The following is a 15079-nucleotide window of genomic DNA, read 5'->3' as shown; positions in this document are numbered from 1 at the left end:
AGGACTCGCAGACGAGCGAGTCCTCCCCGACCCAGCCCCGGAGCCGTACCTCCGCGTCGACGTCGTCGTCCGGGACGGGCGGCACGGCCGGCAGTGCCACGAGCTCGGCGACGGCCTCGGTCGTCAACGGCCGGTGGGCGAGGGCATGAACGGGAGCGGACATGTGCATCACAGGAGAACGGCTCCGCGATCATGCCGGCCACCGGGGGCGGGCCCGGAGGCGACTACCGCCGTCCCGTGCCGGAGCGCTCCTTCCACTGGGCGGTGAGGATCTGGGCGAGGGCCAGCACGCTGAGGCCGAACATCAGCACTCCGAGCGGGAGGTGGAGGGCCGGCTTGTGCGCGATCCCCAGCACCACCTGTATCGAGGAGAGGACGAGGAAGCCGGTCGAGTAGAGGATCGGACGGGGCGAACCGCCGCCCGGCTTCCAGGCCAGGACCGCCGCGAGCACGTACAGCATGGTCGCGCCGTACGTCACCCGTGCCCCGACGCTGTGGAGCAGCTCGCCGGTGGACGAGGTCAGCAACAGCCCGGCGGTCGACGCCTGGAAGAAGAGGGTGAGGGTCTGCAGGGCGATCGAGACCCGCAGGAAGGTGCGGCTGCCGCTGCCCTGTGCTGCCGTGGTCTCCGCGGTGGTCTGCGCAGTCGTGGCCATGACGTGATCCTTTTCTTCTGCCTCGCGGCGGTTGCCTCGCGGCGGTGGCTCGGTAGTGTCTCGACTGTCCGACGACGCAGGCCCGCGAAATGTGAGGCGGGTGCCGAACTTTGTTTCCGGGACCGCTCATTCGCGTCGCACGGGCACGGGAACGAGAGCGTCATCGCACGAACGAACCAGGGAGCACGCGCGATCATGAGCACCTCCATCGAGCCGGGACTCGACGGGTCCGAGCCGGACCTGAGCGTGGTCGTCGGCGAGCGGCGCCATCTGCTCAACCTCGGCTACCGGCTGCTCGGTTCGCTCGCCGAGGCCGAGGACGCCGTCCAGGAGACGTACGCCCGCTGGTACGCGCTGTCGCCGCGGCAGCGCGAGGCCGTCGAGTCGCCCGGGGCCTGGCTGACGACGGTGGCCGGTCGTGTCTGTCTGGACATGCTCGGCTCGGCGCGGGTCCGGCGCGAGCGCTACGTCGGGTCGTGGCTGCCCGAACCGCTGCCGGACCGTGTGGAGTGGTCCAGTGTGCGGGCGGACGGCGACCGGTCCGAGCCGGTGGACCCCGCCGACCGGATCACCCTGGACGAGTCGGTGAACATGGCGTTCCTCGTCGTCCTGGAGTCGATGACGCCGGCCGAACGCGTGGCGTTCATCCTCCACGACGTGTTCCGGTACCCGTTCGCCGAAATCGCCGACATCGTCGGCCGCTCCCCCGCTGCCTGCCGGCAGCTGGCGACCTCGGCGCGTCGGCGTGTCCGCGCCGCGCAGACCCCGGCGGCGCCGGTGGCCGGACGAGCGGCCCTGGTACGGCACTTCAAGGAGGCCTGGGAGGCGAGGAACATCCAGGCCCTCGTCGATCTGCTCGACCCCGAGGCCACGATGACGGCCGACGGCGGCGGCCTGGTCGGCACCGTGCTGCGCCCCGTCGAGGGCAGCAGGCTCATCGCCCAGTACCTCATCCACATCGCCGACAAGGCTCCCGGGCTGACGCTCCTGGAACGGACCGTCAACGGTCAGCCCGGGCTCGTCGCCCAGAACGCCGGTGTCACCGTGACCGTGGCGGCGTTCGACCTGGCCGACGGCCGCGTCACCCGCATCTGGGCGGTCCGCAACCCGGAGAAGCTCCGCCCGTGGACGGAGGACGGCGCGAGCTGACCCGTCAGGCGGAAGGCGAGAGCTGCTCGCGTACCCACGCGGGATCGGGGTTGGTGAACGGCCGGCCCGCCACGAAGACCGTCGGCACGGTCTCGTTGCCGTCGTTCACCGCCCGCACGGCCGCCGCTCCGTCCGGGTCGCGCCAGATGTTCACCCAGTGCAGCCGACGGGCACGGCGGCCCAGGCTCATGCGCAGCCGCAGACAGTACTGGCATCCCGGCCGCCAGTAGACGATCGGCCGGCCGTCGCTCTCGCTGCGCCGCTGGGCTTCCACCGCGCCGATCGACCCGGGGAAGATCAGGGGCGAGTTGACCAGGGCGAGCAGCAGGAACGCCAGGAGGATGACGACGCCTAGGACGGGGCTCCCCCGGGTGATCGGCCCGGCGGCGACGAGTGAGCCGCAGATGACCATCAGGGTCGGCAGGATCCATGCACGTGTCATGACGACGCAGCCTACCCAAGGGGCTTTCACTCTGATGTGAGCAGGCGCGCGATCCGGTCGAAGCCACGTCGTTCGGCATGCCGGAGGGGGGTGACGCCCTCCGCGTCCGCGAGGTTCGGGTCGGCGCCGGCGGTGAGGAGGAGTTCGACGACCTCCTGGTGCGGCCGTTCTCCGTCGCCGAGGATCACGGCCTCCAGGAGGGCCGTCCACCCGAAGTCGTTGACGTGGTCGACGTCGGTGTCGGTCTCGTCCAGGACCGCCCGTACGTAGGCGACGTGGCCGTGTTCGCTCGCGGGGATCAGCGAGATCCCGCCGAAGCGGTTGCGCCGTGTCGTGTCCGGGCCGGCCGGGAGCAGCGTACGCATCATCTCGACGCTGCCGGTCACGCCGGTGACCAGCCATGCGCTGTCCTGGCGGCGGTCCTGGGCGTTCGGGTCGGCGCCGGCCTCGACGAGGGCCCGGGCGGCGGCCACGTGATCGCCGAGCGAGGCGAGCAGCAGCGGGGAGCGCAGCTCCTCGTCGCGGGCCTCCACCGCGGCGCCCGCCGCCAGGGCGGCGCGGACCGCGTCGGCGTCGCCCCGGCGGGCGGCCGCGAGGAGCCGGCTGTTGCGGTCGTCCATCCCTGTCCTCCATGTCCGTGACGAGAAGACCGGCGGCACCCGGACGGGGGGCCGGGCACCGCCGGGGTCTGAGGGGTGTTACTTCGCGAGGGCGGCGACGCCGGCCTGGGCGAACTTCTCGTCCAGGTCGCCCGAGGGGGCACCCGCGACACCGATGCCCGCGATCGGCGCGCCCTTGGCGGTGACGGGGGCGCCACCGGCGAGGAACAGAGTGCCGGGGATGTCGCGCAGGGTCGGCGCGTTGGTGAGGCGCTTGGCGAGCTCCGAGGTCGGGGCGTTCCAGGAGACGGCGGTGTACGCCTTCTTCTGGGCCGACTCGTAGGACTGCGGGCCGGCGCCGTCGCCGCGCAGGGTCACGAGGGTGTTGCCGTTGCGGTCGACGACCGCGACAGAGACCCGCTGGTTCTCCTTCTCGGCGGCGTCCAGGGACGCCTGCGCGGCCTTCGTGGCGGCCTCGATCGCCAGGTGCGTCGACTGCGTCGTGTTGCCGTTGCCCGCGTCGGCCGTGACGGCGGCGGGAGCGGCGGCCGGGGCGGCGGCGTTCGCGGAGACGGTGCCGAACAGGCCCGCGGCGAGCGCGCCGGCGGCGACGGTACCGGTCAGGACACGGGTGCGCAGGGTCATCTTCTTCACGATCATCAGCTCCTTGGGCATCAACCCCCTCGGGGGGCTCGGGAAGCTCTGCGTTCCCGCTCCGCCATCCATCCTGGAGCCGCTCACGGGCCCCTCCGGTCGGCCTACAGGCTCCGGCCGGCGCACCCGGCGGACGACACGGGGGTCAACCGATCGGTCGATGCGGAGTGCGATCATCCGGATAGCCTGGGCCGGGGAGAACGGTCGGATGCAGGCAAGGAGTGGACGGTGCGGATGGACAGGCGGTCGCCGATCGACACGGAGGCGGGCGACCCGGACGCCGGCTGGCTCGCGACCGTGATGCACGTGGCGTTCTTCGTCCTGCTGTGCTCGTCGCTGACCCGGTATCTGATCGTCCACCCCGGCGCTCCCGGGACCCCGTGGGTCATCGTTCTGGCCATCGTGCTGGCCCTGCTGTACGTGCTGGGTCCGGTCCTCGGCCCCGGCCAGGCCGACGCACGTGGCGGACCGGTCGGGTCCGAGGGGCGTGGCGGCCGGGCCGGGACCGACGGGCGCGGTGGCCGGGCCGGGGGGCTCCGGGTGTCCCCCACCACGGCCCATGGGCTCTGGCTGGCGGCCGTCATCGGGACCTGGCTCGCCCTCGTGGCGCTGGCGCCGAGTTTCGGCTGGTGCGCGGTGCCGCTCTTCTACACGGGCCTGCGTTCCCTGCGTACCCGGTCGGCGATCATCCTGGTCGCCCTGCTCACCGCCATCGTCGTGGGCGCCCAGGTGAAGCTGCGGCTGCGTTTCGGCTTCGATCCGAACCTTCTGTTCGCGCCGCCGGCCGTCGCCGCCGTCGCCACCGCCGTGTTCATCTACTCCCAGCGCCAGGCGGACCGGCTCCGGACCGTCATCATCGACCTCGTCCGCACCCGCCGGGAACTGGCCGCGACCGAGCGCCGCGAGGGCACGCTCGCCGAGCGGCAGCGGCTTTCCATTGAGATCCACGACACCCTCGCGCAGGGCCTGTCGAGCCAGCAGATGCTGCTCCAGGCCGCCGACCGGCTCTGGGACACCGACCGGGCCGCCGCCCGCCGCCACATCCGTACGGCAGGGTCCATCGCCGAGCACAACCTCGCAGAGGCCCGCCGCTTCGTCCACGACCTCGCGCCCGCCGACCTCGCCGGGGGCGGCGGCCTCGACGAAGCGCTGCGCGCCCTCGCCGAACGGGAGTCGTCCGACACCCTCCGGGTCCGTTTCCACCAGGACGGCACGCCCGCCGCCGCCCTCCCCGACCGCGTACAGGCGGCGCTGCTGCGGATCGCCCAGGGGGCCCTTGCCAACATCCGCGAGCACGCCGGCGCCGGCACGGCGGCCCTGACCCTCAGTCACCTGGACGATCAGGTCGTCCTGGACATCGCCGACGACGGCCGGGGGTTCGACCCCGTCGAGAAGCCGGGCGGGGTGCGCGGCCACGGCCTGCCCGCGATGCGCGCGCGTGTCCAGCAGCTCGGCGGCACCCTGACCATCGAGTCGACACCGGGCGAGGGGACGGTCCTGACGGCCGTCATCCCGCTGTCGCCACTGTCCTGAGACCGGGCGCGATACGCCCGCCCCGGCGCCTCCGCCGGACGGGCCTCGTCCGTTCCGGTGGAATGGCCGAACTGTGTGTAGACCAGATAGGTGCCTGAGGCATGTAGTGGAGACGGCACCACAAGATGACGGCATCACAGGTGACGTCACTACCGATGACGGCACGACGTTGACGGCACGACGTTGACGGCACCACAGACGCCGGCACCACAGCCCCTGCCACCGATCCGCCCTAGCGAGGCCCCCGTGACCAAAGCCGTGGCGTTCCCCCAGGACCGGACCTGCCCCTACCACCCGCCCACCGCCTACCCCCGGACCGAGGACGAGCACCCGCTGTCGCGGGTCACCCTGTGGGACGACAGGCAGGTGTGGTTCGTCACCGGACACGCGGCCGCGCGCACGCTCCTCGCGGACCAGCGCCTGTCCACCGACTCCACCCGTGGCGACTTCCCGCTGCCGACGGAACGCGCGACCGCCGTGCGCCGGCGCCGGCGCACGCCGCTGCTCGGCTGGGACGACCCCGAGCACAACGCCCAGCGGCGGCTGCTGATCCCGAGCTTCACCCTCAAGCGCGCCGAGAGCCTGCGGCCCCGCATCCAGGAGACCGTGGACCGGCTCCTGGACGCGATGGAGGCGCAGGGACCGCCGGCCGAGCTGGTGAGCGCGTTCGCGCTGCCCGTGCCGTCGATCGTCATCTGCGACCTGCTCGGCGTGCCGTACGCGGACCACGACTTCTTCGAGGAGCAGTCGCGGCGGCTGCTGCGCGGCCCGACGGTGGCGGACACCGAGGACGCGCTCGCCCAGCTCGAGGGCTACCTGGGCGACTTGATCGACCGCAAGCGGCTGAAGCCCGGGGACGGCGTCCTGGACGACCTGGTGGCGCGCGGATCGGAAGACGGCGGTCCCGACCGGCAGGAGCTGGTGCAGCTCGCGACGATCCTCCTGGTGGCCGGGCACGAGACCACGGCGAACATGATCTCGCTGGGCACCTACACCCTGCTGAGCCACCCGGAGCGGCTTGCCGAACTGCGCGCGGACCCCGGGCTCGTACCTGCCGCCGTGGAGGAGCTGCTGCGGTTCCTGTCGATCGCCGACGGACTGCTGCGGGTCGCGCGCGAGGACATCGATGTCGCCGGGACGGTGATCCGCGCGGGCGAGGGCGTGGTCTTCTCGACCTCGGTCATCAACAGGGACGCCGCCGCCTACGCCGAACCGGACACCCTCGACTGGGCCCGGTCCGCCCGCCACCACGTGGCGTTCGGTTTCGGCATCCACCAGTGCCTCGGGCAGAACCTCGCACGGGCGGAGCTGGAGATCGCGCTCGGGACGCTGCTGCGCCGGCTGCCGGGGCTGCGACTGGCCGTCCCCGCCGAGGAGGTCCCGTTCAAACCGGGCGACACGATCCAGGGGATGCTCGAACTCCCCGTCACATGGTGAGAGGAGCGGGGCACATGAGGGTCTCGATCGACTCGGACGTCTGTATCGGCGCGGGGCAGTGCGCGCTGACCTCCCCGGACGTCTTCACCCAGGACGACGACGGCTTCGGGACGGTTCTCCCGGGCCGGGAGGACGGGACCGGGACGCTGGTCCGCGAGGCGGTCCGCGCCTGCCCCGTACAGGCGATCACGCTCCAGGACCCGGTCGGCGGGACGGACCCGTCACAGCGGGGGTGAGGCCTCGGCACCGCCGCGGCGGCGGTGCCGAGTCCCGCGCGTGGCGGCCGGTTCAGTGTCCTGGTTCAGGCATGGCGACGAGACCGAAGGAAGCCGACCCCCTTCAGCGCGAGGGCCAGCCCCATCAGGCCCAGACCGACGACCCCGAGGGGAAGGCTGCCGAGACCGAGTCCCGCGAGCAGCAGGATGCCGCTGAAGGAGTCGAGTAGATCGATCCGCGCCTCGACACTCCGCCCGCGCTCGGCGGCGCGCAGCCGGCGCAGGACGACGACGAAGGAAGCGAGCTGCAGAACGGCCAGGGCAAGAAGCACCCAGCGGAAGGCGGCAGGTATTTCCACACGTCACAATCTATGCGCCCACCGGTCGGGCGACCACAACCGCTCCAGCGCAGGGCCGACTGTGACACGCTCGTCCCCGTGATCGATTCACCACCTGACGACTGGTCATTCACAACAGCGCGGGAGCCGGCCCGATTCGGCGCCTGCGAGGTGAACGGCGCCCCCGGCGTGGAACACGCGGTCGGGGAGCGCGGGACGCTGTGCGGCAAAGCCGCACGACACACCTCCCGCTTTCTGCACCTGTTCGTGCCCGAGGCCGTGCAGTCCTGCCGGCCCTGCCGCCGGGCGGCCGAGGTCGCCCCGACACGGCCCTGCGCGCAGGAACGCCTTCACGACCGGGTCCAGGCCGCTGCCGAGGGCAGGACTCGCGACGACCTGCTCTCCGCTCTTCGCAAGGGCGCGGAGATCCGCCTGTGGATCAACGGCCCCTCCGCGGATCTGGCGAAGTCCTACGCGAGGCTGGACGAGTTGACCCACGGGTCCGAGCCCGCCGCCGAGGCTTTCCTGTCCGCCGAGACCATCGGAATGGCGGACGTCGAGGACGGCCATGAGCGGTTCCTCGTCGTCCTGCCGACGGACGGCGGCCGCCCCGTCGTCGCACGCGGACCACGCGACCTCCCGCGAGCGTGATGCGTTCCTCCGTCCGGCCCCGCTCGTATTCCCCACCGAGGCATTGGACTCCCTATGGGAGGCATTGGCTTCCCCATTGGAATCCAATGGATCAGCCACCTACTGTCGACGACATCGCCGCACGGGCGATCTCGCCGCGGAACGCCACTCGGACCAGAGTGTCAGTGTGCGCATCCCCGCCTCCGGGCCCCGACCGGGCCCGCCATCCCCTGGAGCTCCCGAATGTCGAAGATCCTTTTCGTGATGACCGGTGCCGACCACTGGACGCTGGCCGACGGCACCAAGCACCCGACCGGCTTCTGGGCCGAGGAGGCCGTCGCCCCGTACCAGGCGTTCAAGGCCGCCGGCCACGAGGTCGTCGTGGCCACGCCGGGCGGCGTGGTCCCGACCGTCGACGCGGGGAGCCTCACCCCGGAGGCCAACGGCGGCCAGGAGGGCGCGGACAAGATCGCTTCGGCGCTCGCCTCCATCGACGAGATCAGGAAGCCGGTCAAGCTGGAGGACGTCCACCTGGCCGGTTACGACGCCGTCTTCTACCCCGGCGGCCACGGCCCCATGGAGGACCTCGCCGTGGACGCGACCTCCGGGAAGCTGCTGACCGACGCCCTGCGGTCGGGCAAGCCCCTGGGCGTCGTCTGCCACGGGCCGGCCGCGCTCCTCGCCGCCACGGACGCCGACGGCTCGAACGCCTTCGCGGGCCGCAAGGTCGCCGCCTTCACCAATGCCGAGGAGACCCAGGCGGGCCTCGCCGACAGGGCGAAGTGGCTGCTGGAGACCCGGCTCGTCGAGGCCGGCGTGGACGTCCAGGTCGCCGAGCCGTGGGCTCCGCACGTCGTCGTCGACGGCAACCTCGTCACCGGGCAGAACCCTGCCTCCTCCGCCCCGCTCGCCGCGGAGCTGCTCAAGAAGCTGGCCTGACCGACCTCGGCGCGGACCGTCTCGACGAGGCCCGCGGAACGGCCCCGCCCCGGAGCTCTGCCGGGGCGGGGGCCTTCCGGGCCTGGACAGGGGCTGCCGCGCGTCACTAACCTCTCCCCACCTAATCACTTAGTTGACTAGTTGCGGAGATGTGCATGAAGTCCTTCCGTCAGGCCGTCGAGGCGAACGACCACGCGGCCATCGAGGCACTGCTCGCCGAGGATGTCGTCTTCACCAGTCCCGTGGCCTTCAAGCCCTACCCGGGCAAGGCCATCACCGCGGCCATCCTGCGCGGCGTCGCCCGTGTCCTCACCGACTTCCGCTACGTCCGGGAGATCACGGGCGAGGACGGTCGCGACCACGCCCTGGTCTTCGAGGCCCGGGTCGGCGACCGCGCGATCACCGGCTGCGACTTCCTCCACCTCGACGAGCACGGCCTCATCGACGACTTCATGGTCATGGTCCGGCCGCTCTCCGCGGCACAGGCGCTGTCCGAGGCGATGGGCGCGCAGTTCGCTCGCATCGCCGCCGAGGCCTCCGGCGCGGCGCGGGCAGGCGGGGTGTCATCGGCGGACGGGGCCTGAGCGGCGGCCACGGCGGACGGCCTGCCCGGGCGCGGCCCCCGCCCCGCGGCAGGCGGGGGTACGAACCCGGGATACTGGCGCGATGCCGCAGATCCAGCCCGCCGTGGAACCCGAGCCCGTATCGGCCGACCCGCCACACCGCACGGACCGCACCCTCCTCACCCAGTCCTGGCTGGACCTGGCGTTTCTGCACTCGCCCGTCGAGCCCGCCGAGGTGGCCCCGCTGCTTCCCGCCGGGACCGTGCCCGACACTCTCGACGGCGTCACCTACGTCGGTCTCGTCGCCTTCCGGATGCACCGCGTCGGCTGGTTCCGCCTGCCCGGGATCCCGTACCTCGGGAGCTTCCCGGAGACGAACGTCCGTCTGTACTCCGTGGACGGTCACGGGCGCCGCGGTGTGGTGTTCCGCTCGCTCGACGCGTCCCGTCTCGTCCCCGTGACGGTCGGGCGGTGGGCGTTCCGCATCCCCTACGTGTGGTCGAAGATGTCCGTCAGGAGCGACGGCTCCACGGTCACGTACACCAGCAGACGCCGCTGGCCGGGGCCGCGCGGGGCGCACAGCGCGATCAGCCTGGACATCGGCGAGCGGGTCGCGGAGCCCACCGCGCTCGAACACTTCCTGACCGCCCGCTGGGGCATGCACAGCTCCTTCCGCGGGCGCCCCCTCTACCTGCCGAACCACCACCCCCGCTGGCCGCTGCACCGCGCCGGCCTCCGGTCCTGCGACGAAAGCCTCCTCGCGGCGGCCGGCCTCGGCCGCCCCCTCGGGGAGCCCGTGAGCGTGCTGTACTCACCGGGCGTCCCCGTCCGCTTCGGCGCCCCGCCACGGCTCCCCCGCACCGTGGCCGTTCCGCGCCAGAGGAGCGCCGGCGACTGACGCCGCCCGTCGCACACCGCCCGTACGTCACCGGCAGGCCTGCGCGCGGGCTCAGTCCAGATACGCGGCCACCAGCGTGGCGAAGGCCTCCGGAGCGAGGACCTCGACGCCCAGTTCCTGGGCCTTGACGGCCTTCGAGCTGGGCTTGCCGCTCGCGGACGGCGCCGCGACCAGATACGTGGTCCTGGAATTGACGCCACTGCCCAGGCGCCCGCCCGCCTTCTCGATGAGCGCGCCCATCTCGGAGCGGCCCCAGCCGTCCAGCGCGCCGGTCATCTTCCCCGTGACGACGACGGTCTTCCCGCTCAGCGGCCCCTCGACCGCGTCATCGTCCTTCTCCTGGCGCGGCTCGGTCATGCCGACGCCCGCCGCGATCAGCTTGTCGATCACCGGGGCGAGCGCGGACACCTGCTCCACGATGACCGGCGCCTTCTCCGGGCCTATGCCCTCGACCTCCTGCAGGGCGTCGGCGTCCGCCGCCCGGATGGCCTCCATGGTGCCGAAGTGCGCGGCGATGCGCCGGGACATGCTGCGGCCGGTGCCCGGCACGCCGAGCGCGCAGAAGACCCGGCTGAGGGGCCGGGACTTGGCGAGCCGGATCTGCTCGGCCAGCTTCGCACCCCGCTTGGCGCTGCCGGACGCGACGGTGAGCTGCTCCTCCGTCAGGGTGAACAGGTCGGCGACGTCTCCGACGACCCCGGCGCCGATCAGGGCGTCGACGTACTTCCTGCCGAGGCCGTCGATGTCGAGGATGTCGCGCCCCGCGACGTACTCGATCAGCGGGGCGAGCGCACAGGCGGTGCCCTTCGCGCAGCGCCAGCGCTCCTGGCTCTTGTCGATCTCCCCGCCGCAGTTCGGACACTCCTCCGGCAGGGGTACGCGCAGGGCGCCCCGCGGGCGGAGCTCGACGACGGCGGCCTGGACGCGCGGGATGATGTCGCCGGCCTTGTGGACGGTCACGGTGTCGCCGATGTGGAGGTCGCGGCGGAGGATGTCGGCGGGGTTGTGCAGGGTGGCCCGGGTGACGGTGGAGCCGTCGAGCTCCACGGCGGCGAGCACGGCCGTCGGGGCGAGCACACCCGTACGGCCTACCTCCCAGAACACGTCCTGGAGGACGGTCTGGCGCTCGACGGCCGGCAGCTTGTAGGCGATCGCCCAGTACGGGAAACGGCTGCCGAAGCCGGCCGTCGCCTGCTCGGTGGCACTGTCGGCCTTGATGACGACGCCGTCGATGCCGAAGGGCAGGGTCGCGCGCATCGCGGCGATCGCGTCGACCTTCTGCTGGGCCTCGGCGAGACCGGCGACGACGTGCAGTCCGGCGGGGGTCGCCGCCGTGGTCTGCACGCCGGCTTCGGCCACCGCGGCCAGCGTCTCGGCGTGACCGGCCCCGGCGGGGAGGAACGCCGCGCCGTCCAGGTCGACCGCGCCGTACGCCCAGAAGGTCATGGCCAGTCGGTAGGGACGGTCCTTCGCCCGCAGCGTGCCGGCGGCGCCGTTGCGGGGATTGGCGAAGACGTCTCCGCCGTGCGCGATCCGTATCTCGTTCGCGGCCTCGAACTGCTCCTGGGTGAAGAGGACTTCGCCACGTGCCTCGAAGGTGGCGGGGACGGGCAGCTGCTCGGGGAGGCCCACGATGGTCCCGATGACGTGGCTGACGTCCTCTCCCTGCGTACCGTCGCCGCGGGTGATGATCTGCACCAGGCGGCCGTCGCGGTAGCGGGCGGCGACGGCGGCGCCGTCCATCTTCGGCTCGACGGTGAACCCTCCCGTCGGCTCCTGTCCGAGCCTGCGCTGGAGGGAGGCGCCCCAGGCGACGAGCTCCTCGGGCGCGAAGACGTTGTCGAGGCTGAGCAGCCGGGTGGTGTGCGCGACGTCGCCGGCCGGGGCGGCTCCGTCGGCGACCTGGTCGGCGGGCGAGTCCGGGGCGACGTCGGCCGGATGCTCCGCCTCCCAGGCCTTCACGGCGAGCCGCAGCCGGTCGTACGTGGCGTCGTCCATGACGCTGTAGCCCGCGCCGAAGTAGGTGCGGGAGGCGTCGCGCAGCTGCTCGATGGCGGCCTCGTACGCGGCACGGCTGGACAGGCTGAAGTGCGCCTCAACGGCGGGCGTTGTCGTCATGTCGAACATCTTGTCGCAGGGCACTGACAATGCCCGTCGGCGCGCTACTGAGCGCTCATCCGGTGGGGATGCGCCGGGTCGGCCGGGCAGACGAAGGCCCGGTACTCATCGCGTCCTGCCGTGACACCGGTCGGGGAGCCCGGAGAGGGAAAGGGTCCCCAACTCGCCTGGGTCTCCGTCGAGTCCATGGTCAGCAGAAGACGCATCTCGGCTCCGCAGGCCTCGCAATCGACCCGCATCAGGTCGGTCCTGTGCCAGGAGTCCCAGCCGCCGATCTTCCAGCCTGGCGCCAGGGAGAGGTCGTACTGGTAGGTGGGTGCCGCCCTGCCCACGCGCGCCTCGAAGGCGTCCTCCCACGCGTCGATCCGCTCCACGAGCGCCGGCGGCAGGTAGTCGGCCCACGGGTACTCGGTGACCTGCTCCGGGTGGAGCACGCACGGCTCCGGCAGGTACCACATGTGCTCCACGATCGGCGGCTCGGGCTGGACGGACAACGGGCGCGTGACGTCCGCCGCTCGGCGCCAGAAGAGGCGCGTCGACGGCCCGAAGTGGCTGTACGGACCGTCCTCGTGCCCGCTGAACGGGCACCACAGCACCTGGAGCAGGTCCGTGCCCGGCGGGGCGAAGGCCGCCAGGTCGGGGACGTCGCGGGCGTGGAGCTGGGCGAGAGCGAGCAGCGGCAGCGGGCCGCCGTCGTGCCGGTCCGGCTGATGTCCGGCGTCGGTCATCGCCTGGACCTCGGCCCGTTCGGCGTCGGTGTACGCCAAGACCCCCGAGCCGCCCGCCGGGCGGGGCCGTGCCCGGGCCGCCCTGAGGATCTCCTCGTAGCGGCGGGCCCGTTGGGGCCGCACGCCCCGGACCCTGCCGTGCTCCCGGCACTCCGGCCACGCCTCGTCCGCCGGCCACGTCAAGGGCCCGCCCACGGAGCTGTCGGCGGCCGTGGGCGCGCCCGGTCGCGGATGCAGCCGCGTCGCGGTGCGCGCGTACGCCTTCAGTTCGGGAAAGGGGAGGGTGATGTCGAGGGGGCGGTAGGGGGTGGTGGGCTTCACCGCGCGACCGTATCCGGTCGGCAGGCGCCGCCCGTCATCCAGGCGGGCACAGCAGGGTCTCCAGGGCCGGGGACAGCGGGTAGGCACGCTCGGCGGGGAACAGGCCCTGCGCCTTCGCCGCGCGCCCCGACCGGATCAGCGTCGCGGCCTTGTGGACCTGGGGCGTGACGTCGGTGAGACCCACGATCCATTCGTCGTTGAACGTACGGATCAGATGCCGGCTGATCCCGACCTGGATGCTGTAGTGGTTCAGCGCCGCCCCCCGCACCGAGCGCTCCGGGTCCCACTGCACGTGCACGGCGGCCCGCGCCACGGCCGCCGGGTCCGCGGTCGTCAGGACGGCCCGGGACAGGGCCTCCTCCCACCCCTCGCGTGTGATCCGCACCGCGAGGATCCGCTCCTGGCCTGGTTTCCGGGCCCAGTTGCTGCGGTGCATCAGCCACAGGAACGAGGGCTTGATCCACGTCATCCGGTGGAACGAGAACGGAGCGACGAAGCGCCCGGCGCGCAGCGCCGCGTCGGCGATGGCGGGCGAGTAGGCCTGATGGACCACGATCGTGCGTGCGTCGTGGTCGGCACGGATCTGGTACGGGGGTGCCATGCCCAGCACCCTGTCACCCGGCCCGCGGACGGTGCGAACGGTTTTCGGTCGCCCCCGACGGTCCGGTGGAGTTCCTCGTGCGCACGCCCACGCAGGTCCGAAAACGCGTCACACGCCGACTCCCGTGCGGCCGGAGTCGGCGTGTGCGTGTGGCTGCTCCCGCCGTGGGGCGGGAGTCGGCCGTTCGTCTCTTCGTCAGCGGGTGGCGAGGAGCTGGAGGGTGTCGATGACGCGGTTCGAGAAGCCCCACTCGTTGTCGTACCAGGCGACGACCTTGACGTGGCGGCCCTCGACGCGGGTGAGCGCCGAGTCGAAGATCGACGAGTGCGGGTTGCCCACGATGTCGGCGGAGACCAGCGGGTCCTCCGAGTACTCCAGGACACCGGCCAGCGGGCCCTCGGCGGCGGTGCGGTAGGCCGCCAGGACGTCCTCGACGGTCACGTCGCGGGCGACGGTGGTGTTGAGCTCGACGATCGAGCCCACCGGGACGGGCACGCGGATCGAGTCGCCGGACAGCTTGCCGTCCAGGTTCGGCAGGACGAGGCCGATGGCCTTGGCGGCGCCGGTGGAGGTCGGCACGATGTTGACGCCGGCGGCGCGGGCGCGGCGCGGGTCGCGGTGCGGGCCGTCCTGCAGGTTCTGCTCCTGCGTGTAGGCGTGGACCGTCGTCATGAAGCCGTGCTCGATGCCCGCGAGGTCGTCGAGGACCTTCGCGAGGGGCGCGAGGGCGTTGGTCGTGCAGGAGGCGTTCGAGACGATCGTGTGCAGGTCGGCGTCGTACGCGTCGGTGTTCACGCCGTACGCGAGGGTGACGTCGGCGCCGTCCGCGGGCGCGCTGACGAGCACCTTCCTGGCCCCGGCGTCGAGGTGCGCGCGGGCGGCCTTGGCCGAGGTGAAGCGGCCGGTCGACTCGAGGACGATGTCCACGCCGAGTTCGGCCCACGGCAGCTGCGCCGGCTCGCGCTCGGCGAGCACCTTGATGCGGCGGCCGTCGACGACGAGGGTGTCGCCGTCGACGGTGACCGGGCGGCCGAGACGGCCCGAGGTGGAGTCGAAGGCGAGGAGCCGCGCGAGGGCGGTGGGCTCGGTCAGGTCGTTGACGGCGACGACCTCGAGGTCGGTGTCGCGCTCCAGGAGGGCACGGAGCACGTTGCGTCCGATGCGGCCGAACCCGTTGATGGCGATGCGAGTCATGTTGCGGTGTCCCTTCCGACCTGCTGATTCGTCACCCAGGTTCGCGCGGAACGCACGCTTCGAA

General features: G+C 72.4%; 17 protein-coding genes. 8 read left to right on the top strand and 9 right to left on the bottom strand.

All coding sequences use genetic code 11. The features are described 5' to 3' along the window. Positions 1-224: 224 nt before the first annotated feature. Entirely contained in the window at positions 225-656 is a 432-nt protein-coding gene (locus tag AB5J54_RS39540; RefSeq protein ID WP_369148808.1) for a hypothetical protein, read from the bottom strand. A gap of 195 nt (positions 657-851) precedes the next feature. On the opposite strand from AB5J54_RS39540, the gene sigJ reads away from it, so the two are divergent. Further along, on the top strand, positions 852-1805 hold the full coding sequence (sigJ, locus tag AB5J54_RS39535) for an RNA polymerase sigma factor SigJ (RefSeq protein WP_369148807.1): 954 nt from the start codon (positions 852-854) through the stop codon (positions 1803-1805). Positions 1806-1809: 4 nt separating this feature from the next. Here the strand turns inward: sigJ and AB5J54_RS39530 are convergent, their stop codons facing one another. The 3 genes from AB5J54_RS39530 to AB5J54_RS39520 form a co-directional block, all read right to left on the bottom strand. Further along, positions 1810-2247, bottom strand: coding sequence for a glutaredoxin domain-containing protein (locus AB5J54_RS39530; protein WP_369148806.1), 438 nt, complete (start codon positions 2245-2247; stop codon positions 1810-1812). A gap of 26 nt (positions 2248-2273) precedes the next feature. Further along, positions 2274-2867 (bottom strand): ankyrin repeat domain-containing protein, encoded by a 594-nt coding sequence (locus tag AB5J54_RS39525; RefSeq protein ID WP_369148805.1) that lies wholly within the window; start codon positions 2865-2867, stop codon positions 2274-2276. A gap of 78 nt (positions 2868-2945) precedes the next feature. Next, complete coding sequence (locus AB5J54_RS39520) at positions 2946-3500, bottom strand: heme-binding protein (protein ID WP_369149608.1); 555 nt, start codon at positions 3498-3500, stop codon at positions 2946-2948. A gap of 234 nt (positions 3501-3734) precedes the next feature. On the opposite strand from AB5J54_RS39520, the gene AB5J54_RS39515 reads away from it, so the two are divergent. From AB5J54_RS39515 to AB5J54_RS39505, 3 genes are all read left to right on the top strand, one after another. Continuing rightward, positions 3735-5033, top strand: a complete 1299-nt coding sequence (locus tag AB5J54_RS39515) for a sensor histidine kinase (RefSeq protein WP_369149607.1) — start codon at positions 3735-3737, stop codon at positions 5031-5033. Positions 5034-5258: 225 nt separating this feature from the next. Beyond that, positions 5259-6470, top strand: a complete 1212-nt coding sequence (locus tag AB5J54_RS39510) for a cytochrome P450 (protein ID WP_369149606.1) — start codon at positions 5259-5261, stop codon at positions 6468-6470. A gap of 14 nt (positions 6471-6484) precedes the next feature. Then, positions 6485-6706 (top strand): ferredoxin, encoded by a 222-nt coding sequence (locus tag AB5J54_RS39505; RefSeq protein WP_369148804.1) that lies wholly within the window; start codon positions 6485-6487, stop codon positions 6704-6706. Positions 6707-6771: 65 nt separating this feature from the next. Here the strand turns inward: AB5J54_RS39505 and AB5J54_RS39500 are convergent, their stop codons facing one another. Then, on the bottom strand, positions 6772-7044 hold the full coding sequence (locus tag AB5J54_RS39500; protein WP_369148803.1) for a hypothetical protein: 273 nt from the start codon (positions 7042-7044) through the stop codon (positions 6772-6774). 168 nt (positions 7045-7212) lie between these two features. Between AB5J54_RS39500 and AB5J54_RS39495 the strand changes: the two genes are divergently transcribed. The 4 genes from AB5J54_RS39495 to AB5J54_RS39480 all read left to right on the top strand — a co-directional run bounded on the left by AB5J54_RS39495 (position 7213) and on the right by AB5J54_RS39480 (position 10053). Beyond that, a complete protein-coding gene (locus tag AB5J54_RS39495; RefSeq protein WP_369148802.1) occupies positions 7213-7674 on the top strand; it encodes a hypothetical protein in 462 nt (153 codons plus the stop codon). Positions 7675-7896: 222 nt separating this feature from the next. After that, positions 7897-8592 carry a type 1 glutamine amidotransferase domain-containing protein gene (locus AB5J54_RS39490; RefSeq protein ID WP_369148801.1) on the top strand — a complete coding sequence of 232 codons (696 nt, stop codon included), beginning with the start codon at positions 7897-7899 and terminating at the stop codon, positions 8590-8592. A 155-nt stretch (positions 8593-8747) separates the two neighbouring features. Further along, the gene (locus tag AB5J54_RS39485; RefSeq protein ID WP_369148799.1) at positions 8748-9176 is read left to right on the top strand and encodes a nuclear transport factor 2 family protein; all 429 of its coding nucleotides are present in this window, start codon (positions 8748-8750) and stop codon (positions 9174-9176) included. A gap of 82 nt (positions 9177-9258) precedes the next feature. Then, positions 9259-10053 carry a YqjF family protein gene (locus tag AB5J54_RS39480; protein WP_369148798.1) on the top strand — a complete coding sequence of 265 codons (795 nt, stop codon included), beginning with the start codon at positions 9259-9261 and terminating at the stop codon, positions 10051-10053. 51 nt (positions 10054-10104) lie between these two features. Here the strand turns inward: AB5J54_RS39480 and ligA are convergent, their stop codons facing one another. The 4 genes from ligA to gap form a co-directional block, all read right to left on the bottom strand. Beyond that, positions 10105-12171 carry an NAD-dependent DNA ligase LigA gene (gene ligA / locus AB5J54_RS39475; protein ID WP_369148797.1) on the bottom strand — a complete coding sequence of 689 codons (2067 nt, stop codon included), beginning with the start codon at positions 12169-12171 and terminating at the stop codon, positions 10105-10107. Positions 12172-12215: 44 nt separating this feature from the next. Then, positions 12216-13220, bottom strand: a complete 1005-nt coding sequence (locus AB5J54_RS39470) for a hypothetical protein (RefSeq protein ID WP_369148796.1) — start codon at positions 13218-13220, stop codon at positions 12216-12218. Between the two features lie 34 nt (positions 13221-13254). Further along, positions 13255-13821: a DUF4291 domain-containing protein gene (locus tag AB5J54_RS39465; protein WP_369148795.1), complete on the bottom strand. Its 567-nt coding sequence runs from the start codon at positions 13819-13821 to the stop codon at positions 13255-13257. Positions 13822-14016: 195 nt separating this feature from the next. Further along, positions 14017-15015, bottom strand: coding sequence for a type I glyceraldehyde-3-phosphate dehydrogenase (gene gap, locus AB5J54_RS39460; protein ID WP_369148794.1), 999 nt, complete (start codon positions 15013-15015; stop codon positions 14017-14019). Positions 15016-15079 lie beyond the last annotated feature (64 nt).

The organism is Streptomyces sp. R44 (assembly GCF_041053105.1).
Taxonomy (GTDB): domain Bacteria; phylum Actinomycetota; class Actinomycetes; order Streptomycetales; family Streptomycetaceae; genus Streptomyces.
The sequence above is the reverse complement of the archived record's forward strand: the minus strand, read 5'-3'. Positions and strand labels throughout refer to the sequence as shown.